General features: G+C 67.3%; 13 protein-coding genes. 8 read left to right on the top strand and 5 right to left on the bottom strand.

The annotated features are described in order from the left end of the window. Positions 1-990, bottom strand: coding sequence for a M56 family metallopeptidase (locus FDW84_RS14520; RefSeq protein ID WP_138610225.1), 990 nt, complete (start codon positions 988-990; stop codon positions 1-3). Between the two features lie 6 nt (positions 991-996). Next, the gene (locus tag FDW84_RS14515; RefSeq protein WP_138610224.1) at positions 997-1,383 is read right to left on the bottom strand and encodes a BlaI/MecI/CopY family transcriptional regulator; all 387 of its coding nucleotides are present in this window, start codon (positions 1,381-1,383) and stop codon (positions 997-999) included. Positions 1,384-1,656: 273 nt separating this feature from the next. Here FDW84_RS14515 and FDW84_RS14510 point away from each other — a divergent pair, with 273 nt between their 5' ends. The 3 genes from FDW84_RS14510 to cydD are packed head-to-tail and all read left to right on the top strand — an operon-like array spanning position 1,657 to position 7,893. After that, complete coding sequence (locus tag FDW84_RS14510; protein WP_138610246.1) at positions 1,657-3,261, top strand: cytochrome ubiquinol oxidase subunit I; 1,605 nt, start codon at positions 1,657-1,659, stop codon at positions 3,259-3,261. A gap of 23 nt (positions 3,262-3,284) precedes the next feature. Then, positions 3,285-4,334 carry a cytochrome d ubiquinol oxidase subunit II gene (gene cydB / locus FDW84_RS14505; RefSeq protein ID WP_138610223.1) on the top strand — a complete coding sequence of 350 codons (1,050 nt, stop codon included), beginning with the start codon at positions 3,285-3,287 and terminating at the stop codon, positions 4,332-4,334. Position 4,335: 1 nt separating this feature from the next. After that, on the top strand, positions 4,336-7,893 hold the full coding sequence (cydD, locus tag FDW84_RS14500; protein WP_138610222.1) for a thiol reductant ABC exporter subunit CydD: 3,558 nt from the start codon (positions 4,336-4,338) through the stop codon (positions 7,891-7,893). Here cydD and FDW84_RS14495 read toward each other — a convergent pair. After that, a complete protein-coding gene (locus FDW84_RS14495) occupies positions 7,875-8,393 on the bottom strand; it encodes a DinB family protein (protein WP_138610221.1) in 519 nt (172 codons plus the stop codon). The two genes, cydD and FDW84_RS14495, sit on opposite strands and share 19 nt — an antisense overlap. Before the next feature lie 9 nt (positions 8,394-8,402). Further along, entirely contained in the window at positions 8,403-10,910 is a 2,508-nt protein-coding gene (locus FDW84_RS14490) for a DNA gyrase/topoisomerase IV subunit A (RefSeq protein WP_138610220.1), read from the bottom strand. Positions 10,911-10,986: 76 nt separating this feature from the next. On the opposite strand from FDW84_RS14490, the gene FDW84_RS14485 reads away from it, so the two are divergent. The 4 genes from FDW84_RS14485 to FDW84_RS14470 are packed head-to-tail and all read left to right on the top strand — an operon-like array spanning position 10,987 to position 16,454. Next, entirely contained in the window at positions 10,987-13,689 is a 2,703-nt protein-coding gene (locus FDW84_RS14485; RefSeq protein WP_138610219.1) for a bifunctional acetate--CoA ligase family protein/GNAT family N-acetyltransferase, read from the top strand. 42 nt (positions 13,690-13,731) lie between these two features. Then, on the top strand, positions 13,732-14,472 hold the full coding sequence (locus FDW84_RS14480; protein ID WP_138610218.1) for a DUF5998 family protein: 741 nt from the start codon (positions 13,732-13,734) through the stop codon (positions 14,470-14,472). Position 14,473: 1 nt separating this feature from the next. Continuing rightward, positions 14,474-15,736 carry an alkaline phosphatase family protein gene (locus FDW84_RS14475; RefSeq protein ID WP_138610217.1) on the top strand — a complete coding sequence of 421 codons (1,263 nt, stop codon included), beginning with the start codon at positions 14,474-14,476 and terminating at the stop codon, positions 15,734-15,736. Then, entirely contained in the window at positions 15,729-16,454 is a 726-nt protein-coding gene (locus tag FDW84_RS14470) for a thymidine kinase (protein WP_138610216.1), read from the top strand. Before FDW84_RS14475 ends, FDW84_RS14470 begins: the two co-directional genes overlap by 8 nt. A gap of 48 nt (positions 16,455-16,502) precedes the next feature. Here the strand turns inward: FDW84_RS14470 and sepH are convergent, their stop codons facing one another. Beyond that, positions 16,503-17,855, bottom strand: coding sequence for a septation protein SepH (gene sepH, locus FDW84_RS14465; protein ID WP_138610215.1), 1,353 nt, complete (start codon positions 17,853-17,855; stop codon positions 16,503-16,505). Between the two features lie 228 nt (positions 17,856-18,083). Between sepH and FDW84_RS14460 the strand changes: the two genes are divergently transcribed. Continuing rightward, a complete protein-coding gene (locus FDW84_RS14460) occupies positions 18,084-18,383 on the top strand; it encodes a DUF4193 domain-containing protein (protein WP_138610214.1) in 300 nt (99 codons plus the stop codon). Positions 18,384-18,392: the final 9 nt, after the last annotated feature.

Below are 18,392 nucleotides of genomic sequence, written 5' to 3'. Positions count from 1 at the left end.
TCAGCCCAGCAGGCCGGGCACCACGAGCAGCGCCGTGGGCAGTGCCAGGAGCAGTGCGCAAGCGGCCAGAACGAGGTTGCGGACGGCCGCCGGAAGCTCGGGCTGGGGCGACAGCAGCCGGCTGACCCGGGAGGCGGTGGTGCGGGCAGAGTCCGAGCCGGAGGTGCCTGCGGTTTCAAGTCCGGCGAGTGCAGGGCTGGAGGCTCCGGCACGCAGTTCGGCCCTCCCGGTGTCCGCGGCCGATCCGCTGGCCACGATGGCGATGGCCTTGATCAGCGTGGCCTTGCTCTCGGTTTTCAGGGCGACGTCGTCGGCCAGCATCTCGATGAGCGAGTTCACTGCCTCCTGGGCGAGGCGGGTGGTGGGCAGCCAGGGCAGGGCCTGCCGCCATGCCGCGAAGGCCCACAGGAGCAGGTGGTGCCGCTGGCTCAGGTGCGCGTTCTCGTGGATCAGGACGGCACGCAGTTCGGCGGGCTCAAGGGCAGCCATCAGGCCATCCGACAGGACCGTGACGGAGCGCGCGCCGCCGGGAAGGCAGTAGGCCACGGGGGAGTCGTGGCTGATTACCAGGGTTCCGGCTCTTTCAGCTGATGGCGAGGCCAGCAGGGCCAGCAGTTCCCGGTGCCGACGCCGCTGCCGCTCGATCTTGTAGTAGGTCAGCAGGAGGGTGAACACCAGGTGCGCGGTGAGCAGAGCAGCAGCTGACAAGGCAAAGATGTGCCAAAAACCCAGGGCGGTGGTGGGGGCATTGAAAAGCACCATTCCCGCCAGTGCCCGCAGCCCGGCGATCAGGTTGTCGCCGATCGGTTCGAGGCCGTACACAAGCATGGCCCCGATCATTGACAGCCCACCGGCCAGTGCAATCGCCTGCCAGAGGAGCATGGCAGTGAACGGTGAGCGGGCGGGCCACTTCGCCCGTGACAGCAGGATAGGCACCGGCCACGCCAGGACTATCGCTAGGACCGCCAGCAGGTATGAGGCCCAGAACATAATCCGTTAGAGGTGGCCCAGCAGTTTGCGCAAAGTCTCGGCTTCACCCTCGGAAACGGATCCGATGAAGCGTGCCAGCACAGCCTCGCGGTCCGGAGCGGACCCCAGCACCTCATGCATCAGTTCGGCAGTGTGGTCCTCGCGGCTGGACACGGCCTGGTAGCGGTGGGGGCGGGTGCCACGTTCGCGCTCAACCAAGCCTTTCTTTTCCAGCCGTGAAAGCACAGTCAGCACAGTGGTGACGGCAAGTTCCTTGCCCTCATGGCCTCCCGCACCACCCTGGCCGGCGGACGTCTGCGCCAACCGGTCCCGCAAGGTGTTGGCGGTGGCTGCTTCCTGGCCCGCCCAGAGCAGGTCCATCACTGCCCGTTCCAGTTCACCAAGACTAGCCATTGCACTCTTCCTTTGTTCCCCGCGCCGCCAGCCCCGAGGCCGGCGGCGATTTGCACGCGAATTCTTAAACTACAGAAACAAATTTACCCCGAAATCCCGCTACTTTCTACATCGGGTAGAACAAGCGGGTAGGCGGCGCGCCGCTGGCCGGAGGGTAGCAAACATCACTTTTACACTGCAGCGGAAAGTTGTTCTACACTCGGTAGAAGTTGGAGTTCTACAAACTGTAGAAGATCTGCATTCCGCCGACACGAGGGACCCGCCTTGGACGCTATGGACGCGCTGGAAATCGCACGCTGGCAATTCGGTATCACCACCGTCTACCACTTCATGATGGTCCCGCTGACCATCGGCCTCGGGCTGGTGGTCGCCGTGATCCAGACCGCCTGGCACCGCACCGGCAACCCGGCATACCTCCGCATGACCAAGTTCTGGGGAAAGCTTTTCCTCATCAACTTCATCATGGGCGTGGCCACCGGCATCGTGCAGGAGTTCCAGTTCGGCATGGCCTGGAGCGAGTACAGCCGGTTTGTGGGCGACGTCTTCGGCGCCCCGCTGGCGCTGGAGGCACTGCTCGCCTTCTTCGTCGAGTCAACGTTCCTGGGCCTGTGGATCTTTGGGTGGAAGCAGCTCAAGCCGGCCATCCACCTGGCCTGCCTCTGGATCGCCGTCATCGGCTCCGTTTTCTCTGCCTACTTCATCATCGTGGCCAACAGCTGGATGCAGCACCCCGTGGGCGTGGAGATGGTGGATGGCCGGCCGGTCATGACCGATGCCTGGGCAGTCTTCACCAACAACACGGCACTGGTGGCCGTGCCCCACACGCTGTTCGGCGCACTGGCCGTCGCAGGCGGCTTCCTGCTGGGCATCGCCTGGTACCACCTCTGGCGGAGGCGTCACGACGGCGTCGACACAGTGGGCGCGGACGGCAAGGTGATCGCCGGTGAAGCGGCAGACATCCCCGGCCGTGACCGGGACGACCACAAGGTGTGGCTCCGGTCCCTCCGCATCGGCGCAGTGGTGGCAATGATTTCCTTTGCCGGCACCGCCATTACCGGCGACCTCCAGGGCAAGCTGATGTTCGAACAACAGCCCATGAAAATGGCCGCTGCGGAAGCCGCCTGCCACGACGGCACCGGGTTCTCCGTACTAAGTGTGGGCAACCTCGGTTCCCAGAGCTGTGACGATATTGTTGCGCTGATCGAAGTCCCGGGCATCCTGTCCTACCTGGCCAAGGGCGACTTCACCACCGAGGTGCAGGGCGTTAACAGCCTCCTGCCCCAGTACCAGGAAGCCTACGGGACCCACCTTCCGGACAACCCCATCTATGGCGAGCGCGCCGGCCAGGAGATCGATTACCTGCCGGTCATGGAGGTGACCTACTGGGGCTTCCGGATGATGATCGGCTTCGGCGGCCTCGCGGCGCTGGCAGCCCTGGTGGCCCTGTGGCTTACCCGGAAGGGGACCGTCCCGGAGTCCCCGTGGCTCATGCGGCTGGCCGTCTTCGGCATCCTCGCCCCCTTCGGCGCCAACGCCGCAGGCTGGATCTTCACCGAGATGGGCCGGCAGCCCTTTGTGGTGGCCCCCAACCCCGACCCCAACGGCATTGACCAGGTGTTCATGTTCACGGCCGCCGCCGTCTCACCGGGGGTCACGGCCGGGGAGCTGCTGGCGTCGCTGGTGGCGCTGACATCGGTTTACGCACTCCTGCTGGTGGTCGAGGTCAAGCTGCTGGTCAGGTACATCCGCGGCGGCGTCGTCTCCGCAATGCCCGAACTCGTCCACGCACCCGTCGATGAAAACGAGGACGCTACCCCCGGACCCGGAGGTTCCGGCAACGCCAAACCCGCCGACGACGTCCTGGCCTTCGCCTACTAAGCCGAGCACAGAGGAAACGAAGAATGGAACTGCTGCCAACCATCTGGTTCATCGCCATTGCAGTGCTGTGGACCGGGTACCTCTTCCTGGAGGGCTTCGACCTGGGTGTCGGAATGCTCATGCGCCTTTTCGCCCGCAACAACACCGAACGCAGGGTCCTGCTGAACACCGTCGGCCCGGTCTGGGACGGCAACGAGGTGTGGCTCCTGACCGCCGGCGGCGCCACCTTTGCGGCCTTTCCGCTCTGGTACGCCTCCCTGTTTTCGGCTCTCTACCTCCCGCTGCTGGTGGTGCTGGTCGCCCTGATTTTCCGTGCGGTTGCCTTCGAATACCGGGGCAAGGTAGACACCGACCAGTGGCGTGCGCGCTGGGACTGGGCCATTGCCCTGGGTTCCTTCTTCGCAGCGTTCGGAGTGGGCGCTGCCCTGGCCCTCACCACTACCGGCCTTCCCCTGAACGCCAACGGCGACCGCGAAGGCGGCCCCCTCGCCTGGTTCAGCGGTTACGCGGTGCTGGGCGGGCTGGCCGTGGTGGGTTTCTCGCTGGTGCATGCTCTCGCCTTCCTGGCGCTGAAGACCGACGGCGAGGTGCGGCACCGGGCACGCCGGTGGTTCGTCCGGCTCCTTCCGGTCCTGCTGCTGCCCATCGCCGGCTGGACCCTCAGTATCCAGGTCCTGGATGGCAAGCTGTGGACCTGGGCGCTGGTCCTGCTCGCCGTGGCCGCGGCGGCCGCTGCGTGGAACCTTGCCAGGAGGGCAGCCGAGGGCAAGGCTTTCCTTGCCCTGGGTGCCTTCCTGGTCCTGGGCACGTCCTCCATCTTTGGCGCGGTCTTCCCCGTGGTACTGCCCTCCACCCTGAACAGCGCGTTCGACCTGACTATTTCGAACGCTTCGTCCTCGGATTACACTCTGGGGCTAATGAGTGTTGTGGCCGCCTTCGGCCTCCCTTTGGTCATCGCCTACCAGGCATGGACTTACTGGGTTTTCCGCCGCCGCGTGAGTGCAGCACATATCCCGGAGACCCACAGCTTCCTGCCGGCCATCGCCGCCAAGGCGTTCACCACGAAGGGCTGACATGCGGCCAAGCTTCCCCCCGGGTCCAGCCACCCGTTCCGCTATCTACCTGCTCGGGCTGCTGGCGGCGCTGAAGGCGTTGTCACTGGTCCTGATGGGCCAGGCCGTGGCTTCCGTGCTGGCCGGCCTGGCGGCAGGAGCTCCGGACTGGGACCGCCAGGTCCTCCTTGGGTTCACCGGCGTGATCCTGCGCTCCCTGGCCGTCTGGGGGCAGGCCGTAGCAGCGCGCCGGGCGGCCCTGGGCACCAAGGAGGAGTTCCGTGCCGGGCTGCTGGAAAGGTCGTTGCGGAGCGGCGGCCGGGGGAGCGGCCCCAACGACGGCGGCCTGGCCGTTCTGGCCACGCGCGGCCTGGACGCGCTGGACAGCTACTACACGCAGTTCCTTCCGGCCCTGGTAAATTGCGCCGCAATCCCGCTGCTGCTGGGCGCCCGGATCCTCTTCGCCGATTGGGTCAGCGCCGTGGTGATTGTCCTGACCGTGCCGCTCGTGCCGCTCTTCATGGTGCTGATCGGTAGGTACACCGAGGACAGCGTCAGGGAAGCACAGGCCACCCTGGGCAGGCTCTCCGCCCACATGCTCGAACTGGCCAAGGGGCTGCCGGTCCTGGTGGGGCTCGGACGGGCCACGGCGCAGCGCAAGGCCCTGGAAGAGATCTCGGAGGAGTACCGCTTTCAAACCATGGGGACCCTGCGGACAGCCTTCCTGTCAGCGCTGGCGCTGGAACTGATCGCCACCATCTCTGTTGCCGTGGTGGCAGTCTTCATCGGCGTCCGCCTGGTGCACGGCGACATGCCGCTCGAGGCCGGGCTGCTGGCCCTCATCCTGGCGCCGGACTGCTATCTGCCGCTGCGTGAACTGGGCACCGCCCACCATGCCAGCGACGACGGCCGCGTAGCCCTTGCCGAAACGAACCGGGTGATGGAGTCACCGGAGCCGGCATCGCTTCCGGCGGCCAAGGCGGGAAGGCCCGGCGCGCCCATCAGCGTCACCGGCCTCACCGTCAGCTACAGCGGAAGGCGCGGGCCCGCCGTCGGCCCGCTCAGCTTCACCGCTCCACAGGGAAGGATCACCGCCCTGGATGGAGCCAGTGGCGCGGGAAAGAGCAGCGTCCTGGGCGTTTTGGCCGGAACGATAGGGGACGGGGCCGGTACCGAAATCACCGGCACCATCAAAGGGCTGGACCGCGCTGCGCTCGCCTGGGTGCCGCAGCATCTCGTGATGCTGGCGGAAACTGTCCTGGACGAGGTGGCGCTCTACCTTTCCGGGAACATCCGCGGAGCCCATGGCCACTCCGGGGTGGAATCAGCAGCCCGTCAATGCCTTGCCCGCGCCGGCGCCGGCCACCTGGCCCGCCAGCACCCTGCCGAGCTCAGCCCGGGCGAGCAGCGGAGGGTGGCGCTGGCACGTGGGCTTGCCAGGATCGAGGCGGGAGCTACGGTTCTGCTCCTCGACGAACCCACCGCCCACCTGGACGAGGCTTCGGCGCTGGTGGTCGAGGACGCCATCAGCAAACTCCGTGGCCGCGTCACAACCATCCTGGTGGCGCACAATGAGCGCACCCGCAACCTCGCGGACCAGTTGGTGCCGGTAGGGGCCGTCGGGCAGCAGGCCGCGTCCAGTGGAACGCACGATCCTGCCAAGCGCCACAGCGAAGCCGCTGCAGGGAGCACGGCCGGCGGCAAGGCCGCCGTCGCCACTGCCGCCATCCCCACTGCCGACAGCGCAGGTGCCTCCGCTGCCCACGGCACCGCTGCCCATGTACCGGTCAACCGCGGAGACAAAACCGCAACAGCCCGCCTCCTCGCAGCGCTCCTGGCGCCGGTGCGGGGCAAGTTCACAGCGGCTGGCGTGGTGGGAACGCTTGCCGCTGTCTTCGCCGTCGCGCTGTCCGGGCTGTCCGGCTGGCTGATCATCCGGGCCAGCGAACAACCGCCCATCCTGTACCTGCTGACGGCGATTGTGGGAGTGCGGTTCTTTGGAATTGGCCGGGCAGTGCTGCGCTACTGCGAACGGCTGCTCCTTCACGATGCCGTGTTTGCCGCGCTCACACGGCTCCGCGGGCGGCTGTGGGAGTCCCTGAGCCGCAGGGCCCTGGCGCTGCGCCGCCTGCTCCAGGGCGGCAACGTCCTGGGCACAGTGATTGACGACGTCGACACCGTCCGTGATCTCCTGCCCCGCGTCGTCCTGCCGCCCGTCACCGCCGCAGCCGTGGCCGCGCTGGGCCTGGCCGCAACCTGGCTGCTGGTACCGGAGGCGGTTCCGGCCGTCCTGGCGTCCGCTGCTGCCAGCCTCATCCTGGCGCCCGCCGTGGCCCTGTGGGCGGACCGGAAGTCTGCCAGTGCGGAGCAGGTCCTGAAATCGGGCGTCCTTCGCCGCATCTCGGCAGCCCTGGATGCCCGCGCCGAGCTGCATGCCAATGGTGTTGCGTTCCCCGTCCTCGAAGGGCTGCGTGCGCAGGACCGGGACGCAACCCGCGCCTCCCAGCGGTCGGCGTGGGCAGACGGCCTGGGCCATGCCGTCACCACTGCCTCCTGCGGTGCGGCATCCCTCGCTGCCGCCTGGCTGGCAGCTCCCGCAGTGCTCGACGGCCGGCTTGCTCCCGCCACCGCCGCTGTCATCGTGCTGCTGCTCCTCGCCCTGGTGGAACCCTTTGCAGCCATGACGACGGCGGTGCGCCAGTTTCCGGCGCTGCGGACCGTCATGCGGCGGGTTGCCGAGTCCGGCGCCCTCGATCCTCTTCCGGCGGGGGCGGCGGGCACTTCCACCGACGGGCTGCACGGCGTGCCGGCCCGCCGCGGGGGCATTCCCGGCGTGGAACTTGAGCGGCTGTCAGCAGCATGGCCGGGCGGGGAACCGGTTTTTTCCAAGCTGGACGCGGTGGCGGAACCGGGCCGCTGGCTGGCAGTCACCGGGCCTTCCGGCTCAGGAAAGTCCACGCTGCTTTCGGTCCTGCTGGGCTTCCTTCCCCCTGCGGCGGGCCAGGCCCGGGTGACAGGGCGGGCTGCCTGGTGTCCGCAGGAGGCGCATCTCTTTGACTCGACCATCCGGGGCAACCTGATGCTGGGCAGGCCCCCCCGCAGTGACTCAATTGCCTCCGGCGGAGCCGGTAACAGCGGAACCGCCAACAATGACCCGGCTGGAAGCGATGCGGAACTGCTGGAGGTGCTTGCCTCCGTGGGGCTCAGCAGCCTGTTGGCGCGGCTTCCTGCCGGCCTTGACACCCGGATCGGTCCGGGCGGGGCGTTCCTGAGCGGGGGAGAGCGCCAGCGCCTGGCCGTGGCGCGCACCCTGATGACCGGGGCGGAGGTGATCCTGCTGGACGAGCCGACGGCGCATCTGGATGCGGAGTCCGCGGAAGCGATGCTGGCGGACCTGCGGGCGGGACTGCACAGCCGCACGGTTGTCCTGGTGACCCATAACCCGGCAGATATCCGGCCGGAGGATGCGCGGCTCGACCTGTCCGTCGGTGCACGGGAGGGTGACCCGGACCCGGGCCGGGGAGCGGTGCCGGCCTATGCCGCCACGGTCTCGGGGGAAGCTCAGCCGTCCACGTCGTGAAGGTGGTGGACCACGTCGTGCAGGAAATACTGGGCCAGCGTGAGGACCGTGAATTCCGAGCCGTTGCTGCGCAGCCCCTTCCGGCCCCACTCCGATTCCCGGACCCGGGCGAATGACTCCGCCGCCTGCCTGCCCTCGGCCGTGATCTCGGCGCTCACCTCTGCAGGGTCAGCGGCGGCGTAGTCCTTGTCGATGGCCGTCTGGTCCTGGTCCCAGTTGTCGAATCTTGCGTCGTCCGAAGCCAGCATGAGGTTCAGGCGCTGGTCGAAGAGGCTGAACACGTCCCGGACATGGCAGGCGTACTCCAGCGCTGACCAGGTGTGGTCGTTGGGACGTTCCACGGCGCCGGGCCTGCGGAGGACGGCCCGCCAGCGCGGCAGCATGTTTTCAATGCTTCCGGGGACCGTTGACGGTGTCACCGTGGAGGCATCGAACGAGCACTCCGGACACGGACGCGTCAGGACCCAGGTCCAGTCCTTTTCATCAGGAACGATAGGCATGCAAGCAGTCTAAGCGGGATCGGGCCAGGCCATGGCGGGACCCACCGCATCCACCGGCTGCGACAGCGGGACGCCGGACCCGTCACGCCGGCCATGTTCCTGCGGCAATGACCTGGCAATCCCTGCCGCCGAGGAAGCCTTGGCCGGGCCGTGGCCCGCCCAAGCCAGCAAGAGCGTGTCCTCCCCCTTCAGGAACCGGTGGGCGCGGACACCGGCGGTGGCGCGGCCCTTGGCCGGGTATTCCGAGAATGCTGTGACCTTGGCCGTGCCGGGGGCAGTACCGGGCAGGGCGCCTGTGGTTCCCGCGATGGTGACCACGACGGCGGCCTCGTCCTTCGGCTGCACGGCACCAAAGAAGAGCACACGGTCGCCAGTGGCCAGCTTGATGCCTGCCATGCCGCCGGCGGTGCGCCCCTGTGGCCGGACGTTGTCAGCACCAAACTTCAGCAGCTGTGCCTGCGCGGTGAGGAACACCAGTTCGGCGTCATCGGCACCGGCGGGCGCCACACCCACCACGAAGTCCTTGTCCTTTAGGGAGATGACTTCCCAGTCTTCGCGGTTCAGGGGATAGTCGGGCTGCACCCGCTTCACTACGCCATGGGCGGTACCGATGGCCAGGACCTCGTCCAGGGGCGCGAAGGCCACCAGGGTTTCCCCCTTCAGCAGCGTGAGGAAGTCCTTGGCCGGCACCCCGCCAGTAAGGTTCGGCAGGCCGGACACCGGCGGCAGGACCGGCATGTCCATCACCTGCAGGCGCAGCATGCGGCCCTGGGAGGTAACCGCCGCGATCTCGCCCCGCGCCGATGTTTTGACCACGGAAGTGAATACGTCGTGCTTAGTCCTGGGCCCGGCCTCCGCAAGCGGCTCCTGGTTGCCGGTGCGGCCGATCTGCCCCGAGGCGGTGAGGATGGCCCAGCACGGGTCGTCCGCGATTTCCAGCGCCAGCGGCGCCGGTTTGCCCTTCTTGCCGTTGATACCGGCCAGGTCGGCGGCCACCGTGGGGGAGACGGCTTCAGATTCGAGCAGGAGGGTCCTGCGCGGGGTACCGTGCTCTTCGGCTATGGCGCCCAGTTCGTCGGAGACCAGGGTCCGCAGGCGCTCGTCTGAGGCAAGGATGGCTTCCAGTTCGGCGATCTCGCGGCGCAGCTCGTCCTGTTCCTTCTCCAGCTCGATGCGGGAGTATTTGGTCAGCTGCCGCAGCCGCAGTTCCAGGATGTAGTTCGCCTGGATTTCGGTGAGGTCGTAAATTGACATGAGCCGCGCCCGGGCTGCCGCGGCCTCGTCCGAGGACCGGATGATCTGGATGACCTCGTCAATGTCCACGATGGCGATGAGGAGGCCCTCCACCAGGTGGAGCCTGTCCTTCTTCTTCCCCAGCCGGAATACCGTCCGCCGGCGCACCACGTCAATCCGGTGGTTCACGTACACCGTGAGCAGCTGCACCAGCCCGAGGGTCTGCGGCTGCCCGTCCACCAGGGTGACGTTGTTGATGCCGAAGGAGTCCTCCATCGGCGAATAGCGGTACAGCTGCTGAAGCACGGCGTTGGGGTTGAAACCGTTCTTGAGCTCGATGACCAGGCGCAGGCCGTGCTTGCGGTCCGTCAGGTCGACGATGTCGCTGATGCCCGTCAGCTTCTTGGCGTTGACGGCATCCTTGATCTTCTCGATGACTTTTTCCGGGCCCACCATGTAGGGGAGCTCGGTGACCACCAGGCCGGTCCGGCGGGCCGAGAGCTGTTCGATCTCCACCTTGGCCCGCGTCTTGAAGGACCCGCGTCCGGTGGCGTAGGCGTCACGGATGCCGTCCAGTCCCACGATCCGGCCGCCGCTGGGCAGGTCCGGGCCCGGGACGAAGCGCATGAGGTCATCGAGGGTGGCGTCCGGATTGGCAATCAGGTGGCGGGCGGCGGAGATGACTTCCACCAGGTTGTGCGGGGCCATGTTGGTGGCCATGCCGACGGCGATGCCCGTGGCACCGTTCACGAGCAGGTTGGGAAAGGCGGCCGGCAGGACCTCAGGCTGGGTGAGCTGGTTGTCGTAGTTCGGGACGAAGTCCACCACGTCTTCGTCGAGGTGGTCGGTGAGGGTGAGGGCGGCGGCCGCCATCCGCGCTTCGGTGTACCGCGGAGCTGCCGGGCCGTCGTCGAGCGAGCCGAAGTTGCCGTGGCCGTCGATGAGCGGCAGGCGCAGCGAGAAGTCCTGCGCCATGCGCACCATGGCGTCGTAGATGGCGGCGTCGCCGTGCGGATGCAGCTTGCCCATGACCTCGCCCACCACCCGGGCGCTCTTGACGTGGCCGCGGTCCGGGCGGAGGCCCATGTCGCTCATCATGAACAGGATGCGGCGCTGGACCGGCTTGAGCCCGTCACGGGCGTCGGGAAGCGCCCGGGAGTAGATCACCGAGTAGGCGTACTCCAGGAAGGAGCCCTCCATTTCGGAGGTGACATCGATGTCCACGATGTTCTCCGTATACGGGGTGCTGTCCACGACGGGGGCTGAACTTTGGCGGCGGGCCATGGGGTTGGTAAATCCTTTGCAGTGCTGCGCAGCCCGTTGGGGGTGTGCTGCGATAGTTTTTGGCTAGGCTAAGCCTATGGTGGATCAGCCCGCGGACGGCGAATATCCGGAACATTGGGAAGCCGATGTCGTCCTGCGCGACGGCGGAACAGCGCATCTGCGGCCCATCCATCCCTCGGATGCGGACGCTGTGCAGAAGTTCCACATGGGACAGTCGCAGAACTCAATTTACATGCGCTTCTTCGCCTTCAAGGCCAAACTGTCCAGCAAGGAGCTCAAGCGCTTCACCGAAGTGGACTACCGGGACCGGGTGGCGTTCGTCATCACGGTCAGCGGGGAAATCGTGGGGATCGGCCGGTATGACCGGCTCGATGACCCCACCGAAGCCGAGGTGGCGTTCAACATCGCCGACGCCCACCAGGGGCGGGGGATCGGCTCCATCCTGCTCGAGCACCTCGCCGCCGCGGCCCATGAAAACGGGATCCGCCGATTCAGCGCCGAGGTGCTGCCGGAAAACCGCAAGATGCTGATGGTGTTCTCCGATGCCGGGTACGACGTCAAGCGCCATTTCGACGATGGCGTGGTCAGCCTTGAGTTCAACATCGACCCCACCGAAAAATCCAGGGCGGTGATGGAATCCCGTGAGCACCGCGCAGAGGCGAGGAGCGTCCGGGACCTGCTGACGCCGTCGTCCATTGCCGTGATAGGTGCCAGCCGCAAGTGGGGGACGGTGGGCTACCAGCTGCTGGAGCACATCATTGAAGGCGGCTTCCCCGGCCCCGTGTACGCCATCAACAGGGAGGCGCTGGAACTTGCGGGCATGATGTCCTTCGCCAAGCTCTCCGACGTGCCGGAACCTGTGCAGCTGGCGGTGATCGCCGTCCCGTACGAGGAAGTGTCCGCCGTCGTCGCGGACTGCGCCGCGGCCGGGGTGAAGGGCCTGGTGGTCGCTTCGGCGGGATTCGCGGACGACGGCGAACGCGGCCTGATGAGGCAGCGGGACCTGGTGCGCCAGGCGAGGGCCAACGGCATGCGGGTGATCGGGCCGGCGTCCCTGGGGATCGTGAACACCCACCCCGAGGTATCGCTGAACGCCTCCATGGCGCCCACGCTGCCGCTGCGCGGCGGGCTTGGCCTCTTTTCCCAGTCGGCCGCCATCGGCGTCTCGCTCTACGCCGCCTCCAGCAGGCGGCGGCTGGGCCTGTCCACCTTCCTATCCGCAGGCAACCGTGCCGATGTGTCCGGCAACGACATGATGCAGTACTGGGAAGACGACGCGGACACCTCGGCTGTTGGCCTTTACCTGGAATCGATCGGCAATCCCCGCAAGTTCTCCCGCCTGGCCCGGCGTCTGGCCCGGATCAAACCGGTGATCGTGGCCAAGTCCGACGCCATGGGGCTGCGGCTGCCGCCAGGACACGCTGTCCGCACCACCCAGGCGCCCGCCGGGGCGCTCGACGCCATGCTCCGCCAGTCGGGCGTCATCCGGGTGGAAACCATAGAGCAGCTGATGGATGTTGCCCAGGTCGTTTCGGGCCAGCCGCTCCCTGCCGGGCCGGGCCTGGCCATTTTCAGCAACTCACAGGCGCTGGGCAAGGTGGTGGCGGACAGCGCTTCCGCCCACGGGCTAACTGTCGTGAAGCTGGTGGCCGGCGTGGACCTGGACGCGGGCCAGTCGGTGGCCCTGCCGGCGCTGCGGGCCGAGTTGCTTGCTGCCCTGGAGTCCGACGCCGTCCACGCGGCTGTTGCCGCGGTGCTTCCGGCCCGGGGCCTCACCGTGGAAAGCATCGCCGAGGTGCTGGCCGAGTGCTCGGCGAAGGCCGGAAAACCGGTGGTGGCAGCCTTCACCGGAATCTTGGATCCCTCCGTGTATGTCGAGGGCATGGTGGGAGCAAAGGATCCAGCCGTGCCGGCGGACCAGGCTGTGCCCTGCTTCTCCAACCCCGGCGCCGCGGTGGCCGCGCTCGCAGCCGTGGTGCGCTACTCGGAGTGGGTCTCGCGCGACCACGGACATTTCATTGAACCGGCTGGCTGCGACCCGCAGCAGGCACGGACCGAGCTCGATATCCTCCTCCGGGATGTGAAGGGGGAGCAGCTCAAGCAGCTGGACCAGGCCAGCACACGTTCGCTGCTTGGCCATTATGGAATTACTGTCCTGCCATCGCTTGGCTTTGACACTTCGGACCAGGCGGTGGAGGCCGCCGACGCACTCGGCTGGCCAGTGGCGCTCAAAACCACCGATCCCTCGCTGCGCCACCGCCTTGACCTCGGTGGGGTTCGCCTGGACATCCAGGACCCGGAGTCCCTGCGCGCCAACGTGCTGCAGATGAGGCGCGCCCTCTCCCGCTACGGTGACCCGGGCCTGGAAGTGCAGAGCATGGCGCCGGTGGGACAGGCCTGCACGTTCCGGGCCATCGAGGACCCGCTGCTGGGGCCGGTCATCTCGTTCGGCCTGGCCGGCGATGCCGTCAATCTCCTGGATGACTGGGCACACCGGGTGCCGCCGCTCTCCGCCGCCGACGTGCATGACTTCATCCGTGCCCCGCGGGCGGCCCGGAAGCTTTTCGGCTACCAGGGCCTGCCACCGGTTGACGTCGCAGCCCTCGAAGACCTTGCCGGCAGGCTGGCCTGGCTGAAGGACAGCCACCCGGAAATTGCCCTGGTGGAATTCAACCCGGTGCTGTGCGGGGTTTCCGGTGCGGTCATCCTCGCGGCCGACGTGCGGATAGGCAACGCAGCGAAGCGCACGGACAGTGCACGCAGGGCCATGCTCGGCTGACGCGGTTAGCAATGTGACCGGCCCATCTGTGAAAATGGGGGAATGAGCTCACAGCCCCCAGCGTCTGCCCCCGAAACGCCCGGCAATGAAAACCAGGCAGTACGCCACAGCTCACACAACCACAGCGCACAGGGCCAAAGCCTGGAGGGCGCGCTCCAGAAGGCAGGTTTCTACCCGCGACTGGTAGCCGATGTTGTGGACGACGCCCTGGACGGCCGCGACTGTGTTGCCCACCTGGTGCATCTGGAGACGCACTTTGACCGTGCCGAGGTCCGCCGCCATATCACGGTCCTGGTGCTGACCGCGGACATGCTGGTTATCACCCACGTGGATGACCAGCAGCTGGACGAGGCCGGTGAACAGATCGTCGCCCAGATCTCCACCGAGTCCGTTCCCGTGGCGCAGATCCGCTCGGTGGTGTTGAGCTACATGTACGCCCAGCCCCAGAACTACAAGCCGTCGGATCCCGTCCGCGAGCTTACGCTGTCCATCGCCTGGTCGGGCGGGCAGCGACTGGACATGGGCCCGGCCAGCTGCGGCGACCCCCAGTGCGAGGCGGACCACGGGTACAGCGGCACCATCGCCCAGGAAGACATCGTGCTGAGGATCAGCGCGGAGGCAGACGGGCTGCAGGCAGTCCAGGACGCCAAGCTGTTTGCCCGTGCGCTGCGGGCTGTTAACACGGGCTCGGCCGCTCCCATGCCCCACATCCAGTCGCTTCCGTCCCGGCCGCGGTCTGGAGTGTTCGGCAACCGCCTCAGCCGCGGGCACCAGCAGCGCTGAGATGCCGGAAGAACGCCGCCCAGCAACCATCCCCGCTTCTGCCCCGGCCAGCGCCTCCACGACCGCGGCGGGGCGCGCGCCGGATCTGCCTCCGGCTCCCGCTTACGGCCGGCGCTCCGTGGCCGACGTGCTCTCCAGCGCCGCTGCGAGCCTGGGGCTGGAGGGGTTCACCAACATCCTGAACCTCCCGTCTGCCCCGCGGGTGTGCGTAGTGGTGGCCGATGGCCTGGGCCGGAACCTGCTGAAGCAGAAGTCCGCCCACACGCCGTTCCTGCGGTCCGTCGTGCAGGCCGGGCAGGGCGAGGTCCCCGTGTGGCTGGACTCGGCGTTTCCCTCCACCACTGCTGCGGCCCTGTCAAGCCTTGGCACCGGACTTCCCCCTGGCCAGCACGGCATGGTGGGCTACGACGTCCTGGATCCTGGGCAGGACAAAGTGGTGAACCTGCTCGGAAACTGGGACCCCGGCGTCGACCCGTCCGACTGGCAGCCCTTTCCCACCGTGCTCGAGCGCGCAGCCGACCAGGCCGCAGTCACCACTGTCAGCCTTCCCCAGTTCAGCGATTCCCCCATGACCCGGGCTGCCCTCCGCGGCGGCACCTTCGTCTCCGCCACCACGTCCCACGCCCGCACGGCCGCGGCTGCGGAGGCATTGGCCGCGCCGGGTCCTGGCCTGATGTACTTCTACCTCAACGAGCTGGACAAGGCCGGGCACCGCTACGGCTGCCAGTCGGAGCAGTGGGAACATCAGCTTGAGGAGCTGGATGCCACCATGAAACGGCTGAATGCTTCGCTGCCTGCCGGCACTACCATCCTGCTGACCGCGGACCACGGCATGCTCGACGTCCAGGAGCAACAGCGCATCGATTACTCGGCCGAGTCCCAGCTGGTGGAAGGCGTCCGGCACACGGCGGGCGAGCCGCGGATGCTGCACCTGTACCTTGACAACGCGGACGCCGTATCCAGGGCAGGATCGCGCGAGCGGCTGATCGCTGCCTGGCGTTCCCGCTTCGGTGAACGCATCTGGGCCTTCACCAGGGAGGAAGCCATTGCTGCCGGGCTTTTCGGCCCGGTCCGGCCCGCTGTCGAGGGCAGGATCGGTGATGTGATGATCGCCGCCCGGGATGAGCTCGCCCTGTATGACACCAGGCGTGTGCGCCCTGCCGCCATGGAAGTCGTGGGCCAGCACGGGTCCCTGACCAAAGCTGAGCGGGAGGTTCCGCTCTTGTGTTTCACGGCAGGCGGCAGGAGCACCCGCCGTGGCTGAACTTGTCTTCTTCTCCGGCACCATGGACTGCGGCAAGTCCACCCTTGCGCTGCAGATGGACTACAACCACCGTGCGCGCGGCCGGGGCGGGGTCCGCTTCAGCCGTAACGACCGTGCGGGCGAATCCCGGATCTCCAGCCGTCTGGGCCTGGAAACGGATGCCGTCGAAGTCGCGGACGGTACCGACTTCTGGGAGGAAGTTATGCTGCGGCGCACCCAGGGCCAGCGCGTGGATTACCTTATTTGCGACGAAGCACAGTTCTACACACCCGAGCAGGTGGAACAGCTGGCCAAAGTAGTGGACGAGATTGACGTGGACGTCTTTGCCTTTGGCATCACCGCTGACTTCCGTACCAGGCTCTTTCCCGGCTCGCAGCGGCTGATCGAACTGGCGGACCGGGTGCAGGTCCTGCAGGTGGAGGCACTGTGCTGGTGCGGCCGCCGCGCGACGCACAACGCACGGACGGTCGACGGCGTGATGGTCACCGAAGGCGCGCAGGTGGTGGTGGGCGACGTGGACATGGCGCTTGAAGGCCCGGCGCCCGCTGCAATCAGCCACGTTTCCGTCGTAGGCTACGAGACTCTGTGCCGGCGGCATTTCATGCGCCGCGTCACCGCTCACGGGGCCAACCTGATGGCGGAGCAGGACCAGCTGCTGCCGTTCGACGTCGACGCCTGCCTGTGGCGCGGCACCGGCGGAAGCGGCGCGGAAAGATAATCTGCCGCAATGGTGCCCGCCGGCGCGGGCCGCGCGTCCTGCGGTTTCCTAATCGCCCCGGGTACCGAAGACGATCTCATCCCAGGACGGCACGCTGGAGCGCTTGGGCCGGGCCGGCTGGCGCTCGGGGGCAGCAGTCTCCGGAAGATGGCCGGTGGCGGGGGCAGCGGCGGAACTGTCGTCGCTGCGGGACTCCTGCCGCCTCGGGTTGCCGCCCAGCAGCTCGTTCAGTCCCGCTCCGCCGGACCCGGCATTTCCGCTGGCCGACGCAGCATCAGCGTCCGGTGGGCCGGCAGGACGCTGGGGTGAGGCCACGATCGTAATTTCCCGCGTGTCGGTACTGACGCCGTTGTGCAGCCGCAAATTCTCGTCAGCGGGGTCGCGGTGCGGCGGGATCAAGCTGAGCCGGGAGAGCATGGATGGCCGGGCATCCCGCCGGCGGATGAACGAGTCCCCTTGAGCCGCGGGTGCATCGCTCCGGTCCGTCTCCGGCTCCGCTTCCTGCTCCTCCATCTCGGGAGCAACCTCCGACGGCCGGGGATGGGCTGCCGGCACGCCGTGCGTCAGGAGGAGGGCCAGGGCGTCGTCGGAATCCTCGTCCACGCCCAGGCGCTGGCCCCGGCGGGACCGCAGCATATCCAGGATGCCGTCGGACTCTTTGTCGGTGCCGCCGTCCTTCCCGTGACCCTGCCCGGCCTGGCTTCCCGTACCGGCGTCGGCATCTGTTTCAAAATCGAAGGGCCGGTCGGAAACGGCGGAAAGCCGACGGGCCGGGACAGGGCCGTCCAGCGGCTCCAGCTCGCTGAGCTGCTGGGCCCAGCGGTTGGCATTCTGCAAAGATTTGCGGATAGGGCTGAAGGTCCACAGCGCCGGCGGGTCCTCCCCGATACCGGGGGCCCCGCCGTTCTTCGGTTCAAAGTTGGCTGCGACAGTCCAGCTGCCATCCGGGCGGCGCCAGGAATCCCACTCAACCGTGGCAGGGTCAATGCCATGGGCCTCGAGCCGGTGTGCCACCATGTCGTTCAATGTGGCGGGATTGTCGTCAAAGGCGGACCGGTAGATGTCGTGGCCGGGGGAGGGAACAGCCACTTCCACCTTGCGTGCCTGCTGGGCAACATACTCCCGCTCCGCGAGGACCGGCCCCTCGTAGCGTTCAACCTTGGCCAGCGGCAGGCCGGAGAGCTCAGCCACATCCGCTGCCGTGGCACCCGCCCGGATCCGGGCCTGGATGTCCCGCGGGGACATGGGAACGGCGGGCCGCTCCACGCGCGGCTTGGCCGTGGAACGCGCCGCCGTCCGCAGTGCTTCATCGATCGGCAGCTGGAACATCTCGCTGCCGGCCCCGCTCAACAGGAGATGGGTCCCGTCGTCGTGCACGCCTACAAGCCGTAGATCCTGCATACAAATCCTCCACCCTGGCATTACTATCATTCGAAACTCTGCCACCTGGCGGGCAGGTTTTGGCTCAAGGAGCAGGGCGCGCCGCGATTTTCCGGGACATCCGCCGGCCTGGAGTGCCCGAGGTCCGGCCCCGGGGACAAAGGAAAGGCTTGCCGCGTTATCAAGGATGTTCCCCCGGCCCAGCAGGAGGAGTCCGGACACTCCAACAGGAAGAAGGCTACGGCGACCATGGCCACCGATTACGATGCGCCGCGCAAGTCAGAGGAAGACCTCAGCGAAGACTCGCTCGAAGAACTGAAAACGCGCCGGTCGGATAAGCCGGTCGCGGTGATCGACGAAGACGAAACCGACCTGGCCGCCAGCTTCGAACTGCCGGGCGCGGACCTCTCCGGCGAAGAACTGCAGGTCCAGATTGTTCCGGCGCAGGCCGACGAATTTACGTGTTCCTCATGTTTCCTGGTGCGGCACCGCTCGCAGATTGCCAGGGAGAAGGATGGCCGGCTCTACTGCAGGGACTGCGAAGGCTGACCGGCCCGG

This window comes from Pseudarthrobacter sp. NamE5 (assembly GCF_005796225.1).
GTDB lineage: Bacteria > Actinomycetota > Actinomycetes > Actinomycetales > Micrococcaceae > Arthrobacter.
Note: the sequence above shows the minus strand (reverse complement) of the source record. Positions and strands in the feature narration are given on the sequence as shown.

Bases quoted from the DNA above. Each gene is read 5' to 3' on its own strand.
- FDW84_RS14490 (WP_138610220.1), bottom strand. From the start codon at position 10,910: ATGGCCCGCCGCCAAAGTTCAGCCCCCGTCGTGGACAGCACCCCGTAT.
- FDW84_RS14485 (WP_138610219.1), top strand. From the start codon at position 10,987: ATGGTGGATCAGCCCGCGGACGGCGAATATCCGGAACATTGGGAAGCC.
- FDW84_RS14510 (WP_138610246.1), top strand. From the start codon at position 1,657: ATGGACGCGCTGGAAATCGCACGCTGGCAATTCGGTATCACCACCGTC.
- cydB (WP_138610223.1), top strand. From the start codon at position 3,285: ATGGAACTGCTGCCAACCATCTGGTTCATCGCCATTGCAGTGCTGTGG.
- FDW84_RS14460 (WP_138610214.1), top strand. From the start codon at position 18,084: ATGGCCACCGATTACGATGCGCCGCGCAAGTCAGAGGAAGACCTCAGC.
- FDW84_RS14480 (WP_138610218.1), top strand. From the start codon at position 13,732: ATGAGCTCACAGCCCCCAGCGTCTGCCCCCGAAACGCCCGGCAATGAA.
- FDW84_RS14515 (WP_138610224.1), bottom strand. From the start codon at position 1,383: ATGGCTAGTCTTGGTGAACTGGAACGGGCAGTGATGGACCTGCTCTGG.
- cydD (WP_138610222.1), top strand. From the start codon at position 4,336: ATGCGGCCAAGCTTCCCCCCGGGTCCAGCCACCCGTTCCGCTATCTAC.
- sepH (WP_138610215.1), bottom strand. From the start codon at position 17,855: ATGCAGGATCTACGGCTTGTAGGCGTGCACGACGACGGGACCCATCTC.
- FDW84_RS14495 (WP_138610221.1), bottom strand. From the start codon at position 8,393: ATGCCTATCGTTCCTGATGAAAAGGACTGGACCTGGGTCCTGACGCGT.
- FDW84_RS14520 (WP_138610225.1), bottom strand. From the start codon at position 990: ATGTTCTGGGCCTCATACCTGCTGGCGGTCCTAGCGATAGTCCTGGCG.
- FDW84_RS14475 (WP_138610217.1), top strand. From the start codon at position 14,474: ATGCCGGAAGAACGCCGCCCAGCAACCATCCCCGCTTCTGCCCCGGCC.